Below are 17,672 nucleotides of genomic sequence, written 5' to 3' on the forward strand. Positions count from 1 at the left end.
CGTCGCACCCACAGGTGCGACGGGCCCCCGGCCGTGGCTGTCGGATCACCAGTCGGTGGCGATGTACTTCGCCTCCGTGTACTCCAGGATGCCCTCATGGCCCCCTTCGCGACCGAGCCCGCTCTGCTTCATCCCCCCGAACGGGGCTGCGGGGTCCGAGACGATGCCCCGGTTGAGGCCCACCATGCCGGACTCCAATGCGCCCGAGACGGCCAGTCCACGGCGCAGATCACGGGTGTAGACGTACGAGACCAGCCCGTACTCGGTCGCATTGGCCAGTCGAACGGCCTCCGCCTCGTCACGGAACCGCACGATCGGGGCGACCGGCCCGAAGATCTCCTCCGTCAGGACCGCCGAGCCGGGCGCCACCTCGTCCAGCACCGTGGGCTCGTAGTAGTAGCCGGTCCGCTCCGGGGCGCGCCCCCCGGTCCGGACCCGGGCGCCGCGGGTCACGGCGTCCGCGACCAGCTCCGCCACCTTGTCACGGGTGTCGGCGTTGACCAGCGGCCCCACCTCGGTGTCCGCCTCCAGCCCCGGCCCGACCCTCAGGCGGGCCATGGCGGCGGCGAGCCGGGACGCGAAGTCCTCGGCCACGGACTCGTGGACGTAGAAGCGGTTGGCGGCGGTGCACGCCTCCCCGCCGTTGCGCATCTTCGCGAGCATCGCACCGCGCACGGCCGCGTCCAGGTCGGCGTCCGAGAACACGAGGAAGGGCGCGTTGCCGCCCAACTCCATCGAGGTGCTGAGCACCCGGTCCGCCGCGCTGTGCAGCAGCCGCCGCCCGACCTCCGTCGAACCGGTGAAGGAGAGCTTGCGCACGGCCGGGTGGGCGAGCATCGCGCCGACCACCGCCCCGGACCGGTCGGCGGGCACCACGTTGACCACCCCGGCCGGCGCGCCCGCCTCCGCCATCAGCGCGCCGACCGCGAGCGCGGTGAGCGGGGTGTCGCTGGCGGGCTTGAGCACCACCGAGCACCCCGCGGCGAGCGCGGGCCCGATCTTGCGGGTGGCCATGGCCGCGGGGTAGTTCCAGGGGGTGACCAGGACGGCGACCCCGATCGGCACCCGGTCCACCAGGATGCGGTAGCCACCCGCGGGAGCGTGCTGCACCGTTCCCGCGAGCCGTACGGCCTCCTCCGCGTACCAGCGGAAGAACTCGGCGGCGTAGGCGACCTCGGCCCGCGCGTCGGGCAGCGCCTTGCCGTTCTCGGCGCTGATCAGCGTCGCGAAGTAGTCCGTGCGCTCGGTCATCAACTCGTAGGCCCGGCGCAGGACGGTGGAGCGCTCCCGGGCCGGGGTGGCGGCCCAGCCCGGCAGGGCGCGTTCCGCGGCGTCGACCGCTGCCAGCCCGTCGGCCTCGCCGCCGGAGGCCACCGAGGCGATCACCTCGGTGGTGGCGGGGTCGTGCACGTCGATCCGACGCCCGTCGGAGGCGGGGCGCCAGTCGCCGTCGACGAACAGGTCGGTCGGGCACTGGTCGAGGGCTTCGGTGAGTTTCATATGAGGGCTCCGGGCTGCATCGGTGGGCGCCGTGCAGCGGATCGACCGTCCGACCCGCTACGGCTAAGTGGCTAAGCCAATCACCTCAATATAGGGCCGCGCGGCAGGACGGTCGAGAGGTCTCGTACCGAAGAAAAGAGGAGTATCTGGGCGTGTTCGGGCGCCAGAGGGGCGGCGGGCACGCACAAATGGCCAGGCCGCCAGGCCGCCGGGGCGCTGGGGGCGCTGGGGATTCGGGGGAGTGTGAGGGGCCGTCGCATCCGACGGCGGGGCGGGCGCGCACCGGGCGTTCGCGGGGCTTTCCCGTCCGCGGGGCGCCGCCGCGCGGGTCGACGTCGTGGTCGGCGACGACCGACGCCGTCCTCTGCGCGCCGGCGCATCCCGGGGCGGTCCGTCCCGTCGACGGTCACCACCCGGGTGCGCGGCCGGTCGCGCCGGCCCGCGCGGGCGGGGAGCCGCTCAGGGCTTGCGCGCGATGGCCCCGTAGCAGGAGGCGTCGGCGTCGGTGAGGGTGAGCAGGGTGTCGTTCGGGTCCGGGTGCCACCGGTGGGTGGGCACGACGCCCGGGTCGAGCAGGTCCCAGCCGGCGAAGAACTGGCTGATCTCGTCGCGGGTGCGGGCCTTGACCCGGGTTCCGGCCGCCGCGTAGGTCTGGGTGACCCGGGCGATGCCCTCAGGGTCGAAGTCCGGAGTGGCGTGGCTGATGGCCAGCGTGCTGCCCGAGGGCAGGGCCTTCTTGAGGTGCTCCACGACCGCGTAGGCGTCGTCCTCGTCGGGAACGAAGTGCAGGAGGGCGATCAGGCTCAGCGCTATGGGCTCCGTGAGGTCCAGGTGTGCGCCCAGCGTCGGGTGGTCCAGGATCGCTTGCGGATCCCGTGCGTCGGCCTCCATGTAGGCCGTGGCCCCTTCGGGACGGCTGAGCAGCAGGGCGCGGGCGTGCGCGAGGACGATCGGATCGTTGTCCGTGTAGACCACCCGTGAGGACGGAATGACCTCCTGGGCCACCTCGTGCAGATTGGGCGAGGTGGGGATGCCCGTGCCGATGTCCAGGAACTGCCGCAGGCCCAGCGTGGTCGCCACGTGACGCGTGGAACGGTGCATGAACCGCCGGTTGAGGCGGGCGGCGATCGGGGCCGAGGGGAACACCGTCAGCGTCCTGGCGGCGGCCTCGCGGTCCGCCGGGAAGTTGGTGATGCCACCCAGGTAGTAGTCGTACATCCGGGCCGAGTGCGCCTGGTCCATTTTCAGATCCACCGTGCCGTCGCTCACGCCGTCTCCGTTCTCTCCTCGTTCCGGGGCCCGCCTGGAGGAACCCCCTGCGGTCTTGGATCCGGGCCGGACGCCGCTCGGTGCGGCGGCCGGCCCGAGGCCAGTCCACCCGCTCGGCCCGCTGCCGGCAACCCCTTCGCGCCATCGCGCCGGCCCGGGTGGCCACGGTCTCGAACAGACCTGAGGGGACGTCAACTGTTCTTGTTTAATCATACTTTCACTGGATGCGAAGAAGTTCGAAGGGTGGACTGCACGGACGGCCCGTCCGTCCGGTTGGCTGGCAAGTGGGAGTACGTTCCCGACCGACACCGGCCCTGTGGCGACCGGTTCGGTTCCCCGGACCACCCTCAAAGGACCACCTGTGCCAACGGACACCACCCGCTCCCTGCGACCCCGGGAACCCCGGGTCCGCGCGGCCGGCGCGGTCACCACCGAACACGCCGGAGCGCACCACGCCGCACGCCCTCGGCCCCGCTGTCCCGCCGCACCCCCCGGGGGAGCGCGCCCGTGACCTACCCGCGCCCACCCGCCACCCGGGCCGCCACCCAACGGGCCCGAACCGTCACCTTCCATGCGTTCCACGCCTACCACCGCAAGCTCTGGATGCGGTACGCCCACATCCAGGTCGGCGGCCGGGCCGCGGAGACCGTCGTGCAGAACGCCTTTGGTCGCCTACGCCAGACGTGGGACCACGCACTCAGGCAGGAGTCAGTGCCCCGCTACGCCTGGACCCTCCTCAAGGAGGAGGTCGACGACTGGTTGGCCGCTCGGGACCGCACTCCCCAACTCGTCGGGACCGCGGCCTTCGAGCAGGCCATCCGACGCCTCCTCCTCCAGGAGATGCTCGACGAGTTCGCCGTGCTGAGCGAGGAGATCGGCCTCTACAGCGCCATAGCCGAGCTTCCCGAACGCCAGCAGGACGTGATCGTCCTGCGCTTCGTCCTCGCCTGCACGGAGGAGGACACCGCCGCCTTCCTCGGCATCCGCACCGGAACCGTTCGGTCCCACATCCGTTACGCCCGCCGTAGGCTCGCGACAGCGCTCCACATGCGCTACGAGGACGAGGACACCAAGTGACCGTGCCCGCCACCCCCCTCCACATCGACGCCGCCCTGCGCGACGCACAGGTACTGGCCCACGAGTACGACACCTACGACACCGACGACGCCCTGGACCGGCTCGGCCCCGACGCGATCCCCGAGGCAGGGCCGCGGACCACGCTCACCCGGACGGAACAGGCCGTCCGTGACCTCGACCTGGCCGCGACCCTGATCGTCGACGCACCCGGCGCCGCCACCAGCCTCGGGCGGCTCCTCGACCACGACCGCATCGACCCCGGGGGGGCGGTCGTCTTCGCCGCGCTGCTCCACCTCGCCGGACATCCCGAAGGCGCCCAGTTCTGGTGGCAGTTCGCGGCCGGGAGCGGCAACGCCAACGCCGCGTTCTGCCTCTTCCTCCTCCACGAACAACGGGCCGACTTCCGCGACGCACGGTACTGGCGCGCCCAGAGCGCGGAGCTGAGCGCACCGGGCACGCCCCGAAGGAGCACCGGGCGGTGGCGCCTGCGGAGACGGAGCGGATCCCCGCAGACCGCGGCATCGGTGCCGCACCACCTGCTGCCCGACAGCATCCGCCACGACCTGCTCAGCCGCTGCCGCCAGGGCGACCGGCCCACGCTGCCGAACCGGGTCCAGGCCCTCATCCTCAGCCTTCCCGTGGAACGCGACGACGACCTCTTCGGGGAGATCCCCCAGCCGGACCCCAGCCTCAGCGCCCTCCAGCAACAGTCGGCCCCGCGGCCGTGGAGGTCGGTGAGCACGGCCGGACGCGGATTCCGGACCGTGGGCGGACCGCGCCCGTGACCGCCCCCGTATCCGCCGCCGGCGGGGCCTGTGGGTGCTGTACGCCGTGCTGTACGGTCGGGTCATGTCGAAGCCAGTGACGATCCGGGTCCCCGACGAACTCCACGCCCTGCTCCAAGAGCGGGCCGAGGCCGAGGGGACCACGGTGACCGCCCTCATCACCCGGGCCGCCCACGCGGCGGTCCGCGATCCGCGACTCGAAGGCGCCGCCGAGGTCTTCCGCTCCTTCGTCAGCGACCACGCGGACGCCTTCGACCAGGCGTTCCCCGATGACGCCCGAGCGGACGCGTCGGGACGGGCAGCCTGACCATGGAACTCTCCATCGACATCCGATGGCTCCTGGAGCGCCAGACGGAGGTCATGCCCAAGCAGCCCGCGGTCCACGACTTCTCGGCCCTCGTCGCCGCCGTCGGTCGCCACCGCGTCAACACCCCCCAGGTCGGCGCCACGGTCGACAACGCCTGGCGTGCCGCCGTGCTGATGCACACCATCGTCCGACTGCGTCCGCTCCCCGCCCGCAACGCCCTGTTCGGGGCGGGCATCGCCGTGGCGTACATGCACGCCGCGGGCGAGGGCATCGACGCCCCCTACGGTGCGCTGATAGACCTGGCCCGCGATCTGGACCACGGCAGCACGGACTCCTACGACGCCGCCGACCGCATCCGCTCCTGGCGCATCTGAGGTTCTGCCACCGGCCGTCCTTGACTTGGAGCGCACTCCAGCCGGGAGGGTCTACCTCAGCGCCCCGTGCACCGCCGGGGCCCGGAACCTGGGGAGACCTGTGAAGTACCGTCAGATCGGCACCGACCCCGCCACCCGTCGCCAGGTGAGCGTCCTGAGTCTGGGAGCGATGCTGTTCGGCACGCGCACCGACGAGAAGACGTCCTTCGCGATCCTCGACCGGTACGTCGAGGCCGGCGGCACGTTCATCGACACGTCCAACAACTACGCCTACTGGCTCAACGACGGCCAGGGCGGCGAGAGCGAGCGCGTCCTCGGCCGCTGGCGCGCCAGCCGCGGCGTCGGCGACGAGATCACCATCGCGACGAAGATGGGTGCCCGGCCCCTGGCACCCGGCACCGGGTTCGTAGAGAACCGTGAGGGACTCTCGCCCGAGGCGATCAGGGTCGCCGCGGAACAGAGCCGCGAACGGCTCGGCATGGACCGCCTCCCGCTGCTGTACGCCCACGTCGAGGACCCGTCGACACCCCTCGCGAGAACGGTCGAGGGATTCGCCTCCCTCGTCGCCGAGGGCACCGTGGGCCTCCTCGGCGTCAGCAACCACTGGGCGTGGAAGGTCGAACGGTCCCGGGCCATCGCCGCGGCGGCGGGCTTGCCCGCGTACGAGGTGCTCCAGTACAGCCACAGCTATCTGCGCCGCCGCACCGACCAGCCCGACGCCCTCTCGTCGGACGGTGCCTACGGCATCGTGGACGGCGATCTGCTGAGCTACGTGCGGGACGACCCCTCGCTCGCCCTGGTCGCCTACACCCCGCTGCTCAGCGGCGCGTACGTCCGCGACGACAAGCCGCTCGGCCCGGCCCTCGACCACGCGGGAACGCCCGTGCGGCTGGCGGCCCTGGCGGAGGTGGTCGCCCAGACGGGTGCGACGGCCAACCAGGTGGTGCTGTCCTGGCTGATCGGCGGAGAGATACCCGTGGTGCCGCTGGTCGGTGCCTCCTCCGTCGCCCAGCTCGACGAGAGCCTGGCCGCCGTGGACCTGGAACTGACCCCCGCCCAGCGGGCCAGGCTCGACGGGGCGTACTGAACGACGGTCCGCGCGGCCCCGGGATGCGGGGCCGCGCGGACGCGCCTCAACGGTCGGTGAGTCCGTGGGCCATCCGAACCCGGTAGGCGGTGCGACGGTTCCACTCGTCGGCCGCGACGATGAGACAGGCGGCGACCAGGACGACGTTCTTGAGGATGTACTGACCCTCCATCGTCGGGACCGGCAGGCCGTCCCGCCACATCTCGTCGTGCAGGAGGAAGAGCGCCGAGAAGACCCCGGCCATGTGTCCGAAGAACACGACGAGCGTCAGGCGCAGCAGCAGCCCCGTGACGAGACCGATCCCGATCGCCGTCTCCAGCAGGGCGAGCAGGGGGACGATGAAGTCCTGGGGGAGGAGCCCGAAGGTCAGTTTGGTGGTGGTTCTGACGGCGACCCCTTCCGCCGGGCTGATGTTGGGGAAGAGTTTGAGGACGCCGAACCACAGGAAGACCACGCCCACGGAGATCCGGAGCAGTAAGGGTCCGCGGACCGTGATCCGCACGGCCATGTTGTCGGCGGCGCCGCTGAGTGGGCGGCGCTGGGCCCGCGGACGCACGTGGGCCCCCGTGGTGCGTCGGGTGAGCACCCGCTGTCCCGAAGCGGAGACGCGGCTCTCGCTGGTGTTTCCTACCGTCATTGCGGACTCTCCTGCCCATCAGTGTGTGGAAGGTGTCGCCGCCCGTCCGATACGGACGGTGCGAGGGGTCGCCGCCGGACGCCGAACCACGGGTGCTCCTACGGAACCCGCGCCGGACCCGTTGACTCACGGCGGCAGGAGGCCGGCGCGGACGCGGGGGCGGGGGTGTGGTGGGAACGTCGTGGTGACGGGTACGACCCGGGGCGGCTCCGGCCCCGGGCAGTGGCGGCGACGGCCGCGGCGGTCAGCGCGTGTTCACGCCCGAGCGCGCCGGTCGGACTCGCTGAGTTCGGCCGGTGGTGGAGAGGAGGACGTGACGTCCGGGGCTGCCGACCGTTCGGGGCGGCGTGTCCGTGACCAGGAGAGGGATGAGGTCCGCACAGGCGGCGGCCGTCCTCTGGGTACCCGGCATGGCAACTCCTTTGCGTGGGGGGCGCACGTCACCGCTCAGGTCACGCCGGAGCGTGGCACGGTGACGGTGCGGGTGGGCCTGACGGCAGTCCGGTGGTGGGGGACCAGCTGCCGACGGTCATGAGGCGCACCCGCGCACATGCTTGGTCTAGACCATACTCCTTGACGGTTTCCGGTCAAGAGGGAACACCACGTCAGGTCCCATTTCTGCTGCGCCGTTGAGGAGATCTCGCCTGTGCGGCGGTCGAGTTGCCCGTCCCGCTCGGCCCTCCGCCCCCGGCGCTGTCGGGTGCCGGGGGCGGAGGGCCGGGGGCCGAGCGGGACGGCTCAGGCGGGCAGGGACAACAGCAGTAGGGGCGGGGTGGTGGGCCGGGGCGACCCGCCGGCGGGTTCGAGGGTGAGGCCGAGCGCACGGGCGTCACCGGTGGCGCCCTCGACGAGGACGGTGCCGTCGCGGTCGATGAACCCGGCCGGTCGCATCGCGCCGTCACGGTTCAGCCAGAGTTGATAGGTCCTGCCGTTCCCCGCCGCAGGCAGACCGGCGGCGGTGAAGACGGCCCTGTCCTGTCGGGGCGACACGGCGACGAGGGCGTGCGCGCCGTTGCTGGCCCGTCCCCGGACCGTGCGGGTGTCGGGAGCGGCGAGCACCGCGCCGATGTCCTGGAGCTGCTGGCGGGCCTGCTGGGCGCGTTGAGCGGCCCGCTCCCCCTCTCGGTGCTGTTGGACGGCGAGGCCGGCGAGCGCGGCGGCGACGGCCAGCGAGGCGGCGACCACCAGCCGCGGGAGCCGGCGGCCGGCCCGGGTGCGCAGCAGCGCCGGGACGGTTCCGGAGACCTGCGGGGGCAGTTGCCGCACCCCGTCCACCGCACGCAGCACCTGCTGCTTCATCGGGGCGGGCGGGGCCTGCGCCGTGACCGAGGCGAGCCGGGCGGCGGTCGCCGCGAACTCCGCGGTCTCCCGCCGGCACGCCGCACAGTGCGCCAGGTGCGCCGTGAAGGCTTCCCGCTCGTCGGCGTCCAGGGCGTCGAGTGCATGGGCGGCGGTGAGGGCGTGCGGGTCGGGCGGGCTCTCGTGGTGCGGTTTCATACGGTCACCCCCATGCAGTCGCGCAGCCGGACCAGTCCGTCGCGCATGCGTGTCTTGACGGTCGGAAGAGGCGTGCGAAGCGTCTGCGCCACCTCGCGGTAGGTCAGACCACGGTAGTAAGCCAGGGTGACGGACTCGCGTTGGAGTTCGGTGAGCCCGTTCAGGCACCGGCGGACCTGTTCGCTCTCCAATCGGGTCTCGACCTGTTCCACCACCTCGTCGAAGGGGGACTGGTGCTCGCGGGCGGCCCGGGCCCGCTCACGGTCGGTGGCGGCCTGCGCGGCGCGGACCCGGTCCACCGCCCTGCGGTGCGCGATCGTCGCCGCCCAGGTGGTCACGCTGCCGGAGGCGGGCCGATAGCGGGCGGCCTGCCGCCACAGGTCGATCATCACTTCCTGGGTGACCTCCTCCGACTGCGCCCGGTCCCGCACCACCTTGAGCACGATGCCGAAGACCAGCGGCGCGAGCGCGTCGTACAGACCCGAGAACGCCTGGCGGTCACCGCGGGCGACCTCCGCCATCAGTTCGGCCAGGTCGGCGCGCGAGGTGCCGCCGGTGCCGAGCGGCAAGGGACGGCTCACTGCCCGGACCCCCGCTGAGGGGACCGACGTGAGCAAGGGCCGGTGGGGGTCGATCGGTTCGGGGGCGTCCATCGCATGGGAGTCCTTCGGCGTCGCGGTGGCGGCCGCCCTGGGCACGCGCGGTGCGGAGCAGCTCATGGGGTGTTCGTCACGGAGGTGCCCGCGGATGGGTGTCACCTTCCGGCCGGTCTGCGGCGCGGTCTGGCGCCGCACCCCGGGGAGTGTGCCCCAGCCCTGCGACCGGCGCCGCAACCGCCGTCCGCGTCCCCCGCGCCGTCCCTCCTCCCGGGCGGCGGGGCCGACCAGGACGCAACCGGGCCGGACGCGACCCGATCAGGACCCAGGCGCGGATCGACACCCCCAGGCCCTTCGCCCGCCTCAGCGCCGGCACCGTCGCCGGCGCGGCCTGGGCCCAGCGCCGGGCCATCGTCCGCGTCGTCGACGGCCCCTGGCCGGACGCCGACCTCGCCGTCCAGGTGACCACCGACATCTGGCGCCCATGGACCTACCGCTGGCGGGCGGTCGGTCCCCGGCGGACGCACCCGCACCGTCCGTGCCACCGACGGGACCGGAGCCGTCCGACACTGGGGACGACAGCCCCCGGCCGTTCGGCGCGGCCTGCGCCACTGTGCCCGAGGACGGCGCCGGTTCCTTCGACGGCATGGCCAAGGACCCCGATCGCCACCAACGAGGCGTTCGCCAAGAGCCCCCGGCCGACCTCGACGAGGTGCTCACGGACGAGGCCACCTCACCCACCACGTCGGGGCCAGGAGCTGACCCCCGAGGAGCTGCGGAAGGGCTCTTTCCAGACCCTCCACAAGGGCGAGGCCACCACCAGCGGCTCCGGAACCTCCTACCGGGCCACCGGCACGGCCGACGTGGTCTGCGGCAACGTCAGGACGGCCAACGCCCCCGTGTACCTCATCGACACGGTCCTCATGCCGAAGGAGCGCCCGCACGGCCACGAAGCCCACCGCGGCCCGACCGCACGGCGGCCCCCCTTCGTCACCGGTTCCCGACCGAGCAGTGGACCCCCTGCCGCTCCGTCACCTGCAACGACGCCGGGCGCCGGCCACCCCCACACGGTGACCGGCGCCCCGCCGCGTTCCCCCGCCCCGACGGCCCGGCGCCCCACCGGACCACGCCCTCGCATCCACCGGCCCCGACACCGCACCGGCCCACCCCGTGACGCAGCCCGCGCCCCACCCCTGGTGAGGCCGGGACCTACGAGGTCAGTGGGGGGCGAGCCGACTCATGGCCGGTGTTGAACGGCACGGCGGCGGGAAGGCGCCGGTCGGTGGATCGTGGTCTTGTCGCGAACGAGAACGGCGGGCCATACTCCCAACCGCAGACTACCTTGCGTGATCAATGGCTGGCTCTTCGTGGCGATCGCGCCTCGGTCGCGGTGCTCACGGATGGCGACGCCGCCCGAAGTCTGGATGACCTCATGTGCCAGCTCGAACCCGTTGCTGCTCGATGTGTTCCGTTCGGCTGCGCGTCGCGTCGTTCGAAAGGGGTGGAAAGGTTCGGTGCCGCCGTCTTCCGGAGGGTGTGAAGCCCTCGATGCCGCGCAACGACGTCAGTTCTCCGAAGCCGGGTACCTGGTACTGCCCGGGCTGCTCCCGGAATCGCTCCGGACCAGACTCGTCCCCGAAGTCGACCGCTGGGTGGACGAGGGCCTGCGCGCCCGGTCGATAGCCTCCTGCGCCGACCCCCTCACGAACGGACCGCCCCCGCTCCTCGAACTGGAGCTGACGGCGCACGGCGAACTTCTCACCCACGTACCGCTGTTACGGACCCTGTCCCGCCTCATGGGGCCGTCGTTCGTCTTCCACCACCTGCACAGCGACCGGCAGGCCCCCGACATCGGCGGCAAGTCCTGGCACCACGACTGCGAGCCCAACGACCGCTCTGACCCCTCGCTCCTGATGGTGCACGCACTCCACTACCTCGGCGGACTCGACGAAGAGGTCGGAAGCCTCGCGGTCCTGCCCGGCTCGCACCGCCGCTCGGTCGACAAGGCCGCCCTCGCCCACCACGGCACCGATGAACTCACCGGTGAGGTGGTCATCGACCGGCTGCCGCCCGGCACGACCGTGCTGCTCAACTCGGCCCTGTTCCACACCCGTAGACCCGCTCCGGACGGTCCGGGCAGAGCCCGCTACTTCATCGACGCGTCCTACTGCCAGGTCGGGGCGCGATGGCGGCCGGTGAAGCCCCACTGGCGGCAGATGCTCGCCCGGGCCCGCGAACTGGGCCTGGCCGACGGCCAGTGGCCCGAGCTGTTCGCCGAGCGACACTTCACCGAGTACACCAGAGCCGTTTGAGGAGCATCGCTTGGACATCGTCACCCCCGTCACCTTCGCCGAGGTCCTCGCCGCCTATCTGCGGGACCACCCGGTGGAGCGCACGCACGAGGCGAACAGCAACCCGGAAGGCGTGGAGAGCCTGGAACGCGCCGATCAGCTCAAGGGCGGCTGGTGGCACGTACGGCTCTCGCGCGCCGACGTGCTCGGCGTCGTCCTGCCCTGGCACCTCAGCGAGGGCGGTGCCCGCGAACTGGTGCCGCGGACCGGACTGACCGTCGCCGAAGCGGCGGGGCGCATCCAGTCCGACGGACCCCCGTGGTACCGCGCCAACCCGGTCTGCGCGGCGAAGCTCGCCCTGCTGGAGTGGGCACCGTTCACCCCCGTCTTCCTCAGCACCAGCCCGATGGACCACTCCGACTACTCCGACCTCCTGGTCCGGGAAGGACTGATCCACATCGACGGCCTGCACCGCATGATCTCGTGGGAGCTGGTCGGACGGTTGCCCGAGGGGGCGGAGCTGGACGCGTTCGTCTCGGGCGTCCTCCCCGACGCCCCGCCGCCCGACCCGCGACAACACCGCCCCCGGGCCGGGACGGGGGACGAGCAGGCGTGACCTCAGCGCTGCGACCGACGTGGTCGACTCGGTCCACCGGTTCGCTGCCCGAGCTGCTGTCGTCCGTCGCGGGGGCCCACCCACACCGCCCGGCCCTCACCGACGGCACCCGCGCCTTCGACTACGCGACGCTGGACGCCGTGGCGGACCGGGTCGCGATCCGGTTGGCCGAGCACGGCATCGGTCCGCACGACCGGGTGGCCCTCGTCGGGCCCCGGGACGCCCGGATGATCGCCCTGCTCCACGGAGTCCTCCGATCGGGAGCCGCGGCCGTGCTGGCCGACCCGGAATGGTCCGCCCACGACCTGGGCCGGCGCCTCGACACCGCTCGGGTCCGTCGCGTGCTCACCACCGACGCAGCGCCCCCCGGTGCGCCCCCCTGCCCGACCGAACGGATGGACATCGACGGATGGGCCGCCGCCGGACCCACGGGCCCGCCGGTGCCCCGCGCCCCCGGCGCGGCCACCGACCTGGCCTACCTCTCCTTCACCTCGGGCTCGGGCGGACAGCCGAAGGCCGTGGCCGTCACCCACGCCAACGCGGTCCACTACGCACGGGCGTTGGCGAACCGCCTGGGGTACACCGCAACCGACCCCCCGCGGATCGCACACGTCACCACGCTCGCCGCCGACCTGGGCCACACCGCCTGGCTGCTCGCCCTCGCGGTCGGGGGCTCCGCGCACGTCGTCTCCGACCGGGAGGTCCGCGACCCGACCGCCTTCTGGCCAGCGCTGCACCACGCCGGAGCGAGCGCCCTGAAGACGACGCCTTCGCACCTCGCCGCGCTGCTGGAGTGCCGGCCGCCCACCAGTCCACCGCTGCACACGGTGCTCCTGGGCGGTGAGCCGCTGTCCCGCTCGTTCGCCGCCACCCTGTTGGACACGGGCGTCACGGCCCGCGTGGTCAACCACTACGGCCCCACCGAGACGACCGTCGGCGCCACCTGCTTCCTCGCCTCGACGGCCCGCCAACTCCCCGCCGAAGAAACGACCGTCCCCATCGGAACGGGCATCGGCGAGGTCGCCCTGAGGATCGTGGACGGCGAGGGACGGCCGGCGGTCGACGGCACCGTCGGGGAACTGCACATCGCGGGCAGGGGCGTCAGCGCCGGCTACTACGGTCGCCCCGCCGAAACCGCACGGAGCTTCGCCCACGTCGACGGACGGACGACATACCGCACCGGAGACCTCTGTCGTCGCCGGGCGGACGGGAACCTCGTCTTCGTCGGCCGCTCGGACCGACAGGTCAAGGTCCGCGGCTTCCGGGTCGACCTCGCCGAAGTCGAGCGCGTCATGCAGGAGTTCACCGGCGTCAGCCAGTCCGCCGTGCTGCTGCGCGACACCGGGGTCGGCCACCAACTCGTGGCCGCGGTACGCCTGGTCGCCGGCGCCGGCACTGATGCGGCGATCGAGGGGCTCAGCTCCCACCTGCACGACCGGCTGCCCGGCTACTCCGTCCCGCAGCCGATCGTGGCCCTGCCGGAGCTCCCGATCGGCCCCAACGGCAAGCTGGACCGCAAGCGTCTGGGCGCCCTGCTGACCGGAGCCGTCGAAGCCCGGGCCAAACGGGCCGCACCGGGACGTGCGCCGCTGGACCGCCGACTCGACGGCCTCGCCCGGGCGATCACCGACTTCTGGGCCGGCGCACTGGGCCTGCCCACGGTCGGGCAGCACGCCGACGTGCTCGACCTGGGCGGCGACTCGATCCTCGTCATGCGCACCATCGCGTTCCTGCGCAGGTCCGGACTGCACGTCGCGTACGAGGACTTCTACCGTCGTCCGACCGCGGCCGAACTGGCCTCGACCGCCGTCCCGCTGCACACGCACGCCCCGGGGAACGCCGCTGCCCGGACCGACGGCGCGGGCCGGACCCTCGCCCCCGCCCAACGGTGGCTGTTCGGGCAGTCGGTCGAGGACCCCAGGCACTGGAACCAGTCGGTGGTCCTCAGATGCCGGCTGCCCGCCGACCCCACGTCCCTCTCGGTCGCCCTCACGGCCGTCCTGGAGCGGCACCCGGCACTGCGGCGGCCCATCACCCGGGACGGCTACGGCGCGGCCCGGCCGGCACGGGAGGTGGAGGCCCTGTCCTTCTCCCGGCTGCCCCCGGGAGCGGGCCCGCTCGCCCGGACCGTCGAGGGCGTCTGCACCGAACTCCACCGCAGCCTCGACCCCGCCGCCGGACGACTGGTCCGCGCCCACCTGTTCTCGGGCCCGCCCGGCACCGACGACCGGCTCGCCCTGATCGTCCACCACCTGGTCGTCGACGGCCTGTCCTGGCGCATCCTGTTGGACGACCTCGCACACGCCTACCGGGCGGCCCTCGACGACGAACCGGTCGACCTCCCGCCGGCCCCGGACTTCTACCGGTGGGCCGAACGGACGCCACCGGCACCCGCCCCGTCCACCCCCACGCTCCCGGCACCCGTCCCCGAACCGGCACCCGGTACCGAACAACCGGTCGCCCTCGCCTGGACGCTCGGGGAACGCGGCACGGCCCGTCTGGTCGAACGGTACGGCGCGGGACCGGACCTCGAAGCGTTCCTGCTCGCCGCGTTCGCCGATGCCGCCGCCCTCGCGACGGGCCGCACCCGGCTCGCGGTCGAAGTCGAGACGCACGGTCGCGACAGCGCGGGGGACACCGGCGACTACCTGGACACGGTCGGCTGGTTCACCGCGGTCAAGCGGATCGTGGTCGAACCGCCCGATCCCCCCGGCCCCTCCGCCGGCGCCCGCGCACCGGGGCCCGCGGCGCCGCACGCCCGGGCGCGGGCCGTCGGACGGCGACTGCGGGACGTACCGGTCCTCCCGATGGACGTGGCGGGCCCCCGCCCCGAAACGGGGTTCAACTTCCTGGGGACCTTCCGGCTGCCCGACGCACCGGCACTGGACTGGACCGTCGCCGACGAACAGGCCGGAGCGGCCAGGTGCCCCGCGGGAGACCCGCTCTACGCCCTGCGCCTGACCGCCCGTGTGGTCGAGGACCGACTGGTGGCCGACCTGGTGTACGCGTCACCACGCACCAGCCGCTCGACCGCGGAACGCATCGCCGGTGCCTTCGCCCGGACCGTGGCGACCGAGACCGGCACCGCGGTCGTCCCGCCCGCCCCCACACGGCTCTCGACCTCCGGCCAACTGCTCTACCCCGGCCCCAGGGCATCGGTGGCCGTACCGGGTCGTCTGACCGTCAGCGAACCCGCCCGGGTCCTGCTCACCGGAGCCACCGGCTACCTGGGCCGCCATCTGCTCACCGCGTTCACCGGCCGCGGCGCACGGGTGGTCTGTCTGGTGCGCGCCGAGGACGACACCGCCGCGGTCCGGCGGCTCGGCGCGCAGGACGACCGGGTGGAGGTCGTCGCCGGGGACATCGACCGCGAGGGGTTGGGCCTCACCCCGGCCGCACTCGGCCGTGCCCGCACGGCCCGGATCGTCGTGCACGCTGCCGCCGACGTCCGACTGGTCGCCTCACCGGTCGAGTTGGCACGCACCAACCACACGGCCGTACGGCGCCTCCTCGGCTGGATCGACGCGCACACGCCCGCGGCCCGGTTCCACCACGTGTCGACGCTCGCCGTCTCGGGCGGCGTCCACGGGCCCGCCCGGCGCTTCAGCGAGGCCGACCTGTGGATCGGCCAGCACTTCCGGACCCCGTACGAGCGCACCAAGTTCGACGCGGAGGAGACGGTCCGGGCCTGGGCGGCGACCGGCCGGCAGTGCTTCGTCCACCGCAGCGGGCACATCGCGGCGCACAGCCGCAGCGGCGCCTTCCAGCCCAACATCGGGGACAACCGGATCTACCAACTCATCCGCGGCTACCTGCTCGCCGGCGCCGCCCCGCGCAGACCGCGGACCGCCTTCGCGTTCTCCCACGTGGACACGGTGGCCGCCGGGATCGCGGCGATCGCCCTGCACCCGCTGTCGGCGCCCGGCACCTACCACGTCGAGACGCCGCACGAGACGCCGCACGACGAACTCGTCGGGTGGCTCGCCGCCCACGGCCATCCGATCGCCCTCACCGACGACGCGACGTTCACCGCGGCCATCACCCGGGCCGAACGCAGCCATCCGGCCGCGGCCGGACTGACCGCGGCCTGGTCCGCGCAGGAGGAGCGCAACGTCACCGTCGACACCTCCTACACCACGTCCGTACTGGACCGGCTGGGCGTCCGGTTCGCCCCCGCCACCCCGCAGTGGTGGTCGGCCGCGCTGCGCTGGGCGTCCGACGTCGGGTTCCTCCCGCCCGGCGGGCCGGACGACCGCCCCGCCTGATCGGGGCCGCCGCACCGCCACCCATGCGCACCCCGCCCCAGACGAACAGAAGGCAGGCCCCGTGTCCCAACTGTCCCCGGTGCTCAAACAAGCCACCTCCGTCGTCGCCACCCGGGGCGAGGGCGTCCACCTCTTCGACGCCGAAGGCCGCCGCTACCTCGACTTCACCGCGGGCGTCGGCGTGACCAGTACCGGACACTGCCACCCGCGGGTGGTGGAGGCGGTACGGGAGCAGGCGGGCCGGCTGATCCACGGCCAGTACACCACCGTGCTGCACGACCCCCTGCTCCGGCTCACCGAACGGCTCGGCGAGGTCCTGCCCCCCGGCCTCGACTCGCTGTTCTTCGCCACTGCGGGCACCGAGGCGGTGGAGGCGGCCCTACGGCTCGCCCGGCACGCCACCGGCCGAGCGAACGTGATCGTGTTCGAGGGATCGTTCCACGGCCGCACCATGGGAGCGGCGGCACTCACCACCGCCGGCACCCGCTTCCGCGCCGGCATCGGGCCCGTGATGCCCGGCGTCGCCGTCGCGCCGTACCCGTCCGCGTTCCGGCTCGGACTGAGCGAACCGGAAGCGGTCGACCACGCCCTGCGCGGACTCGACCGGGTCCTCGCCACGGTCAGCGCCCCCGCCGACACCGCCGCGATGTTCGTCGAACCGGTGCTGGGTGAGGGCGGCTACGTGCCCGCCCCGGCCGGGTTCCTGGCCGCACTGCGCGAGCGCGCCGACCGCCACGGCATCCTGTTGGTCGTCGACGAGATCCAGACCGGTTTCGGACGCACCGGCAGGTTCTGGGCCCACCAGCACCACCGGGCGGTCGTCCCGGACGTCCTGATCACCGCCAAGGGCTTGGCCAGCGGCTTCCCCCTCTCCGCGATCGCCGCGCCGACCGAGCTGATGCGGCGCGCCTGGCCGGGCTCCCAGGGCGGAACCTACGGCGGCAACCCGGTGGCGTGCGCCGCCGCGCTGGCGACGCTCGACGTCATCCGCGACGAACGACTGGTGGAGAACGCGGCCGAGCAGGGGTCCCGGCTGCTCGACGGAGCGCGGACGGTGGCCGCCGGTGTGCCGGCCCTCGCGGACGTCCGCGGCCTGGGACTGATGGTGGGCAACGAGTTCCGCCACCCGGACGGCTCCCCGGACCCGGACACCGCCCGGTACGCCCAACAGGCTGCCGCCGAGTCGGGTCTGCTCCTGCTGACCTGCGGCATCGACCTCAACGTGGTCAGGATGGTCCCGGCGCTGGTGGTCTCCGCCGAGCAGATCGACGAGGCACTGGCCCTGTGGTCGAAGGCCGTGGACCTGGCGAGGGCCCGAACGAACCCGCAGTAGGCCCCGAAGAGCGCGCCCGACGACGAGAGGAAGTGGGC

At 73.1% G+C, this 17,672-nt stretch carries 14 protein-coding genes and 1 pseudogene; 10 read left to right on the forward strand and 5 right to left on the reverse strand.

The window, feature by feature from the left end; genetic code table 11:
- Nucleotides 1-45: 45 nt before the first annotated feature.
- Together ACFV88_RS29400 and ACFV88_RS29405 are read right to left on the reverse strand one after the other, a co-directional pair.
- Nucleotides 46-1,500 carry an NAD-dependent succinate-semialdehyde dehydrogenase gene (locus ACFV88_RS29400; RefSeq protein ID WP_385495024.1) on the reverse strand — a complete coding sequence of 485 codons (1,455 nt, stop codon included), beginning with the start codon at nt 1,498-1,500 and terminating at the stop codon, nt 46-48.
- A gap of 459 nt (nt 1,501-1,959) precedes the next feature.
- Nucleotides 1,960-2,742, reverse strand: a complete 783-nt coding sequence (locus ACFV88_RS29405; RefSeq protein WP_385495144.1) for an SAM-dependent methyltransferase — start codon at nt 2,740-2,742, stop codon at nt 1,960-1,962.
- Nucleotides 2,743-3,276: 534 nt separating this feature from the next.
- Between ACFV88_RS29405 and ACFV88_RS29410 the strand changes: the two genes are divergently transcribed.
- From ACFV88_RS29410 to ACFV88_RS29430, 5 genes are all read left to right on the forward strand, one after another.
- The gene (locus ACFV88_RS29410; protein ID WP_385495026.1) at nt 3,277-3,846 is read left to right on the forward strand and encodes an RNA polymerase sigma factor; all 570 of its coding nucleotides are present in this window, start codon (nt 3,277-3,279) and stop codon (nt 3,844-3,846) included.
- Between the two features lie 2 nt (nt 3,847-3,848).
- Complete coding sequence (locus tag ACFV88_RS29415) at nt 3,849-4,631, forward strand: glycoprotein (protein ID WP_385495027.1); 783 nt, start codon at nt 3,849-3,851, stop codon at nt 4,629-4,631.
- A 64-nt stretch (nt 4,632-4,695) separates the two neighbouring features.
- Nucleotides 4,696-4,938 (forward strand): YlcI/YnfO family protein, encoded by a 243-nt coding sequence (locus tag ACFV88_RS29420; RefSeq protein WP_385495028.1) that lies wholly within the window; start codon nt 4,696-4,698, stop codon nt 4,936-4,938.
- A gap of 2 nt (nt 4,939-4,940) precedes the next feature.
- Nucleotides 4,941-5,312: a toxin Doc gene (locus tag ACFV88_RS29425; protein WP_385495029.1), complete on the forward strand. Its 372-nt coding sequence runs from the start codon at nt 4,941-4,943 to the stop codon at nt 5,310-5,312.
- 100 nt (nt 5,313-5,412) lie between these two features.
- Nucleotides 5,413-6,399 carry an aldo/keto reductase gene (locus ACFV88_RS29430; protein WP_385495030.1) on the forward strand — a complete coding sequence of 329 codons (987 nt, stop codon included), beginning with the start codon at nt 5,413-5,415 and terminating at the stop codon, nt 6,397-6,399.
- Nucleotides 6,400-6,445: 46 nt separating this feature from the next.
- Here ACFV88_RS29430 and ACFV88_RS29435 read toward each other — a convergent pair whose 3' ends face one another.
- From ACFV88_RS29435 to sigK, 3 genes are all read right to left on the reverse strand, one after another.
- On the reverse strand, nt 6,446-7,036 hold the full coding sequence (locus tag ACFV88_RS29435; RefSeq protein ID WP_385495032.1) for a DoxX family protein: 591 nt from the start codon (nt 7,034-7,036) through the stop codon (nt 6,446-6,448).
- 738 nt (nt 7,037-7,774) lie between these two features.
- Nucleotides 7,775-8,533, reverse strand: a complete 759-nt coding sequence (locus ACFV88_RS29440; RefSeq protein ID WP_385495033.1) for an anti-sigma factor domain-containing protein — start codon at nt 8,531-8,533, stop codon at nt 7,775-7,777.
- Complete coding sequence (gene sigK, locus ACFV88_RS29445) at nt 8,530-9,114, reverse strand: ECF RNA polymerase sigma factor SigK (protein ID WP_385495035.1); 585 nt, start codon at nt 9,112-9,114, stop codon at nt 8,530-8,532. The genes ACFV88_RS29440 and sigK overlap by 4 nt, the downstream gene beginning before the upstream one ends.
- A gap of 323 nt (nt 9,115-9,437) precedes the next feature.
- Between sigK and ACFV88_RS29450 the strand changes: the two are divergent.
- The 5 genes and pseudogenes from ACFV88_RS29450 to ACFV88_RS29470 form a co-directional block, all read left to right on the forward strand.
- Nucleotides 9,438-9,696, forward strand: a pseudogene (locus tag ACFV88_RS29450) (molybdopterin-binding oxidoreductase); the annotation flags it as partial.
- A 947-nt stretch (nt 9,697-10,643) separates the two neighbouring features.
- Nucleotides 10,644-11,441, forward strand: a complete 798-nt coding sequence (locus tag ACFV88_RS29455) for a phytanoyl-CoA dioxygenase family protein (protein WP_385495036.1) — start codon at nt 10,644-10,646, stop codon at nt 11,439-11,441.
- A 10-nt stretch (nt 11,442-11,451) separates the two neighbouring features.
- Nucleotides 11,452-12,036 (forward strand): DUF6309 family protein, encoded by a 585-nt coding sequence (locus ACFV88_RS29460; RefSeq protein WP_385495038.1) that lies wholly within the window; start codon nt 11,452-11,454, stop codon nt 12,034-12,036.
- Nucleotides 12,033-16,301 carry an AMP-binding protein gene (locus ACFV88_RS29465; protein WP_385495039.1) on the forward strand — a complete coding sequence of 1,423 codons (4,269 nt, stop codon included), beginning with the start codon at nt 12,033-12,035 and terminating at the stop codon, nt 16,299-16,301. Before ACFV88_RS29460 ends, ACFV88_RS29465 begins: the two co-directional genes overlap by 4 nt.
- Before the next feature lie 61 nt (nt 16,302-16,362).
- Complete coding sequence (locus tag ACFV88_RS29470; RefSeq protein ID WP_385495040.1) at nt 16,363-17,634, forward strand: aspartate aminotransferase family protein; 1,272 nt, start codon at nt 16,363-16,365, stop codon at nt 17,632-17,634.
- Nucleotides 17,635-17,672 lie beyond the last annotated feature (38 nt).

The sequence above is a fragment of the Streptomyces sp. NPDC059816 genome, from assembly GCF_042732055.1.
Classification (GTDB): Bacteria; Actinomycetota; Actinomycetes; order Streptomycetales; family Streptomycetaceae; genus Streptomyces.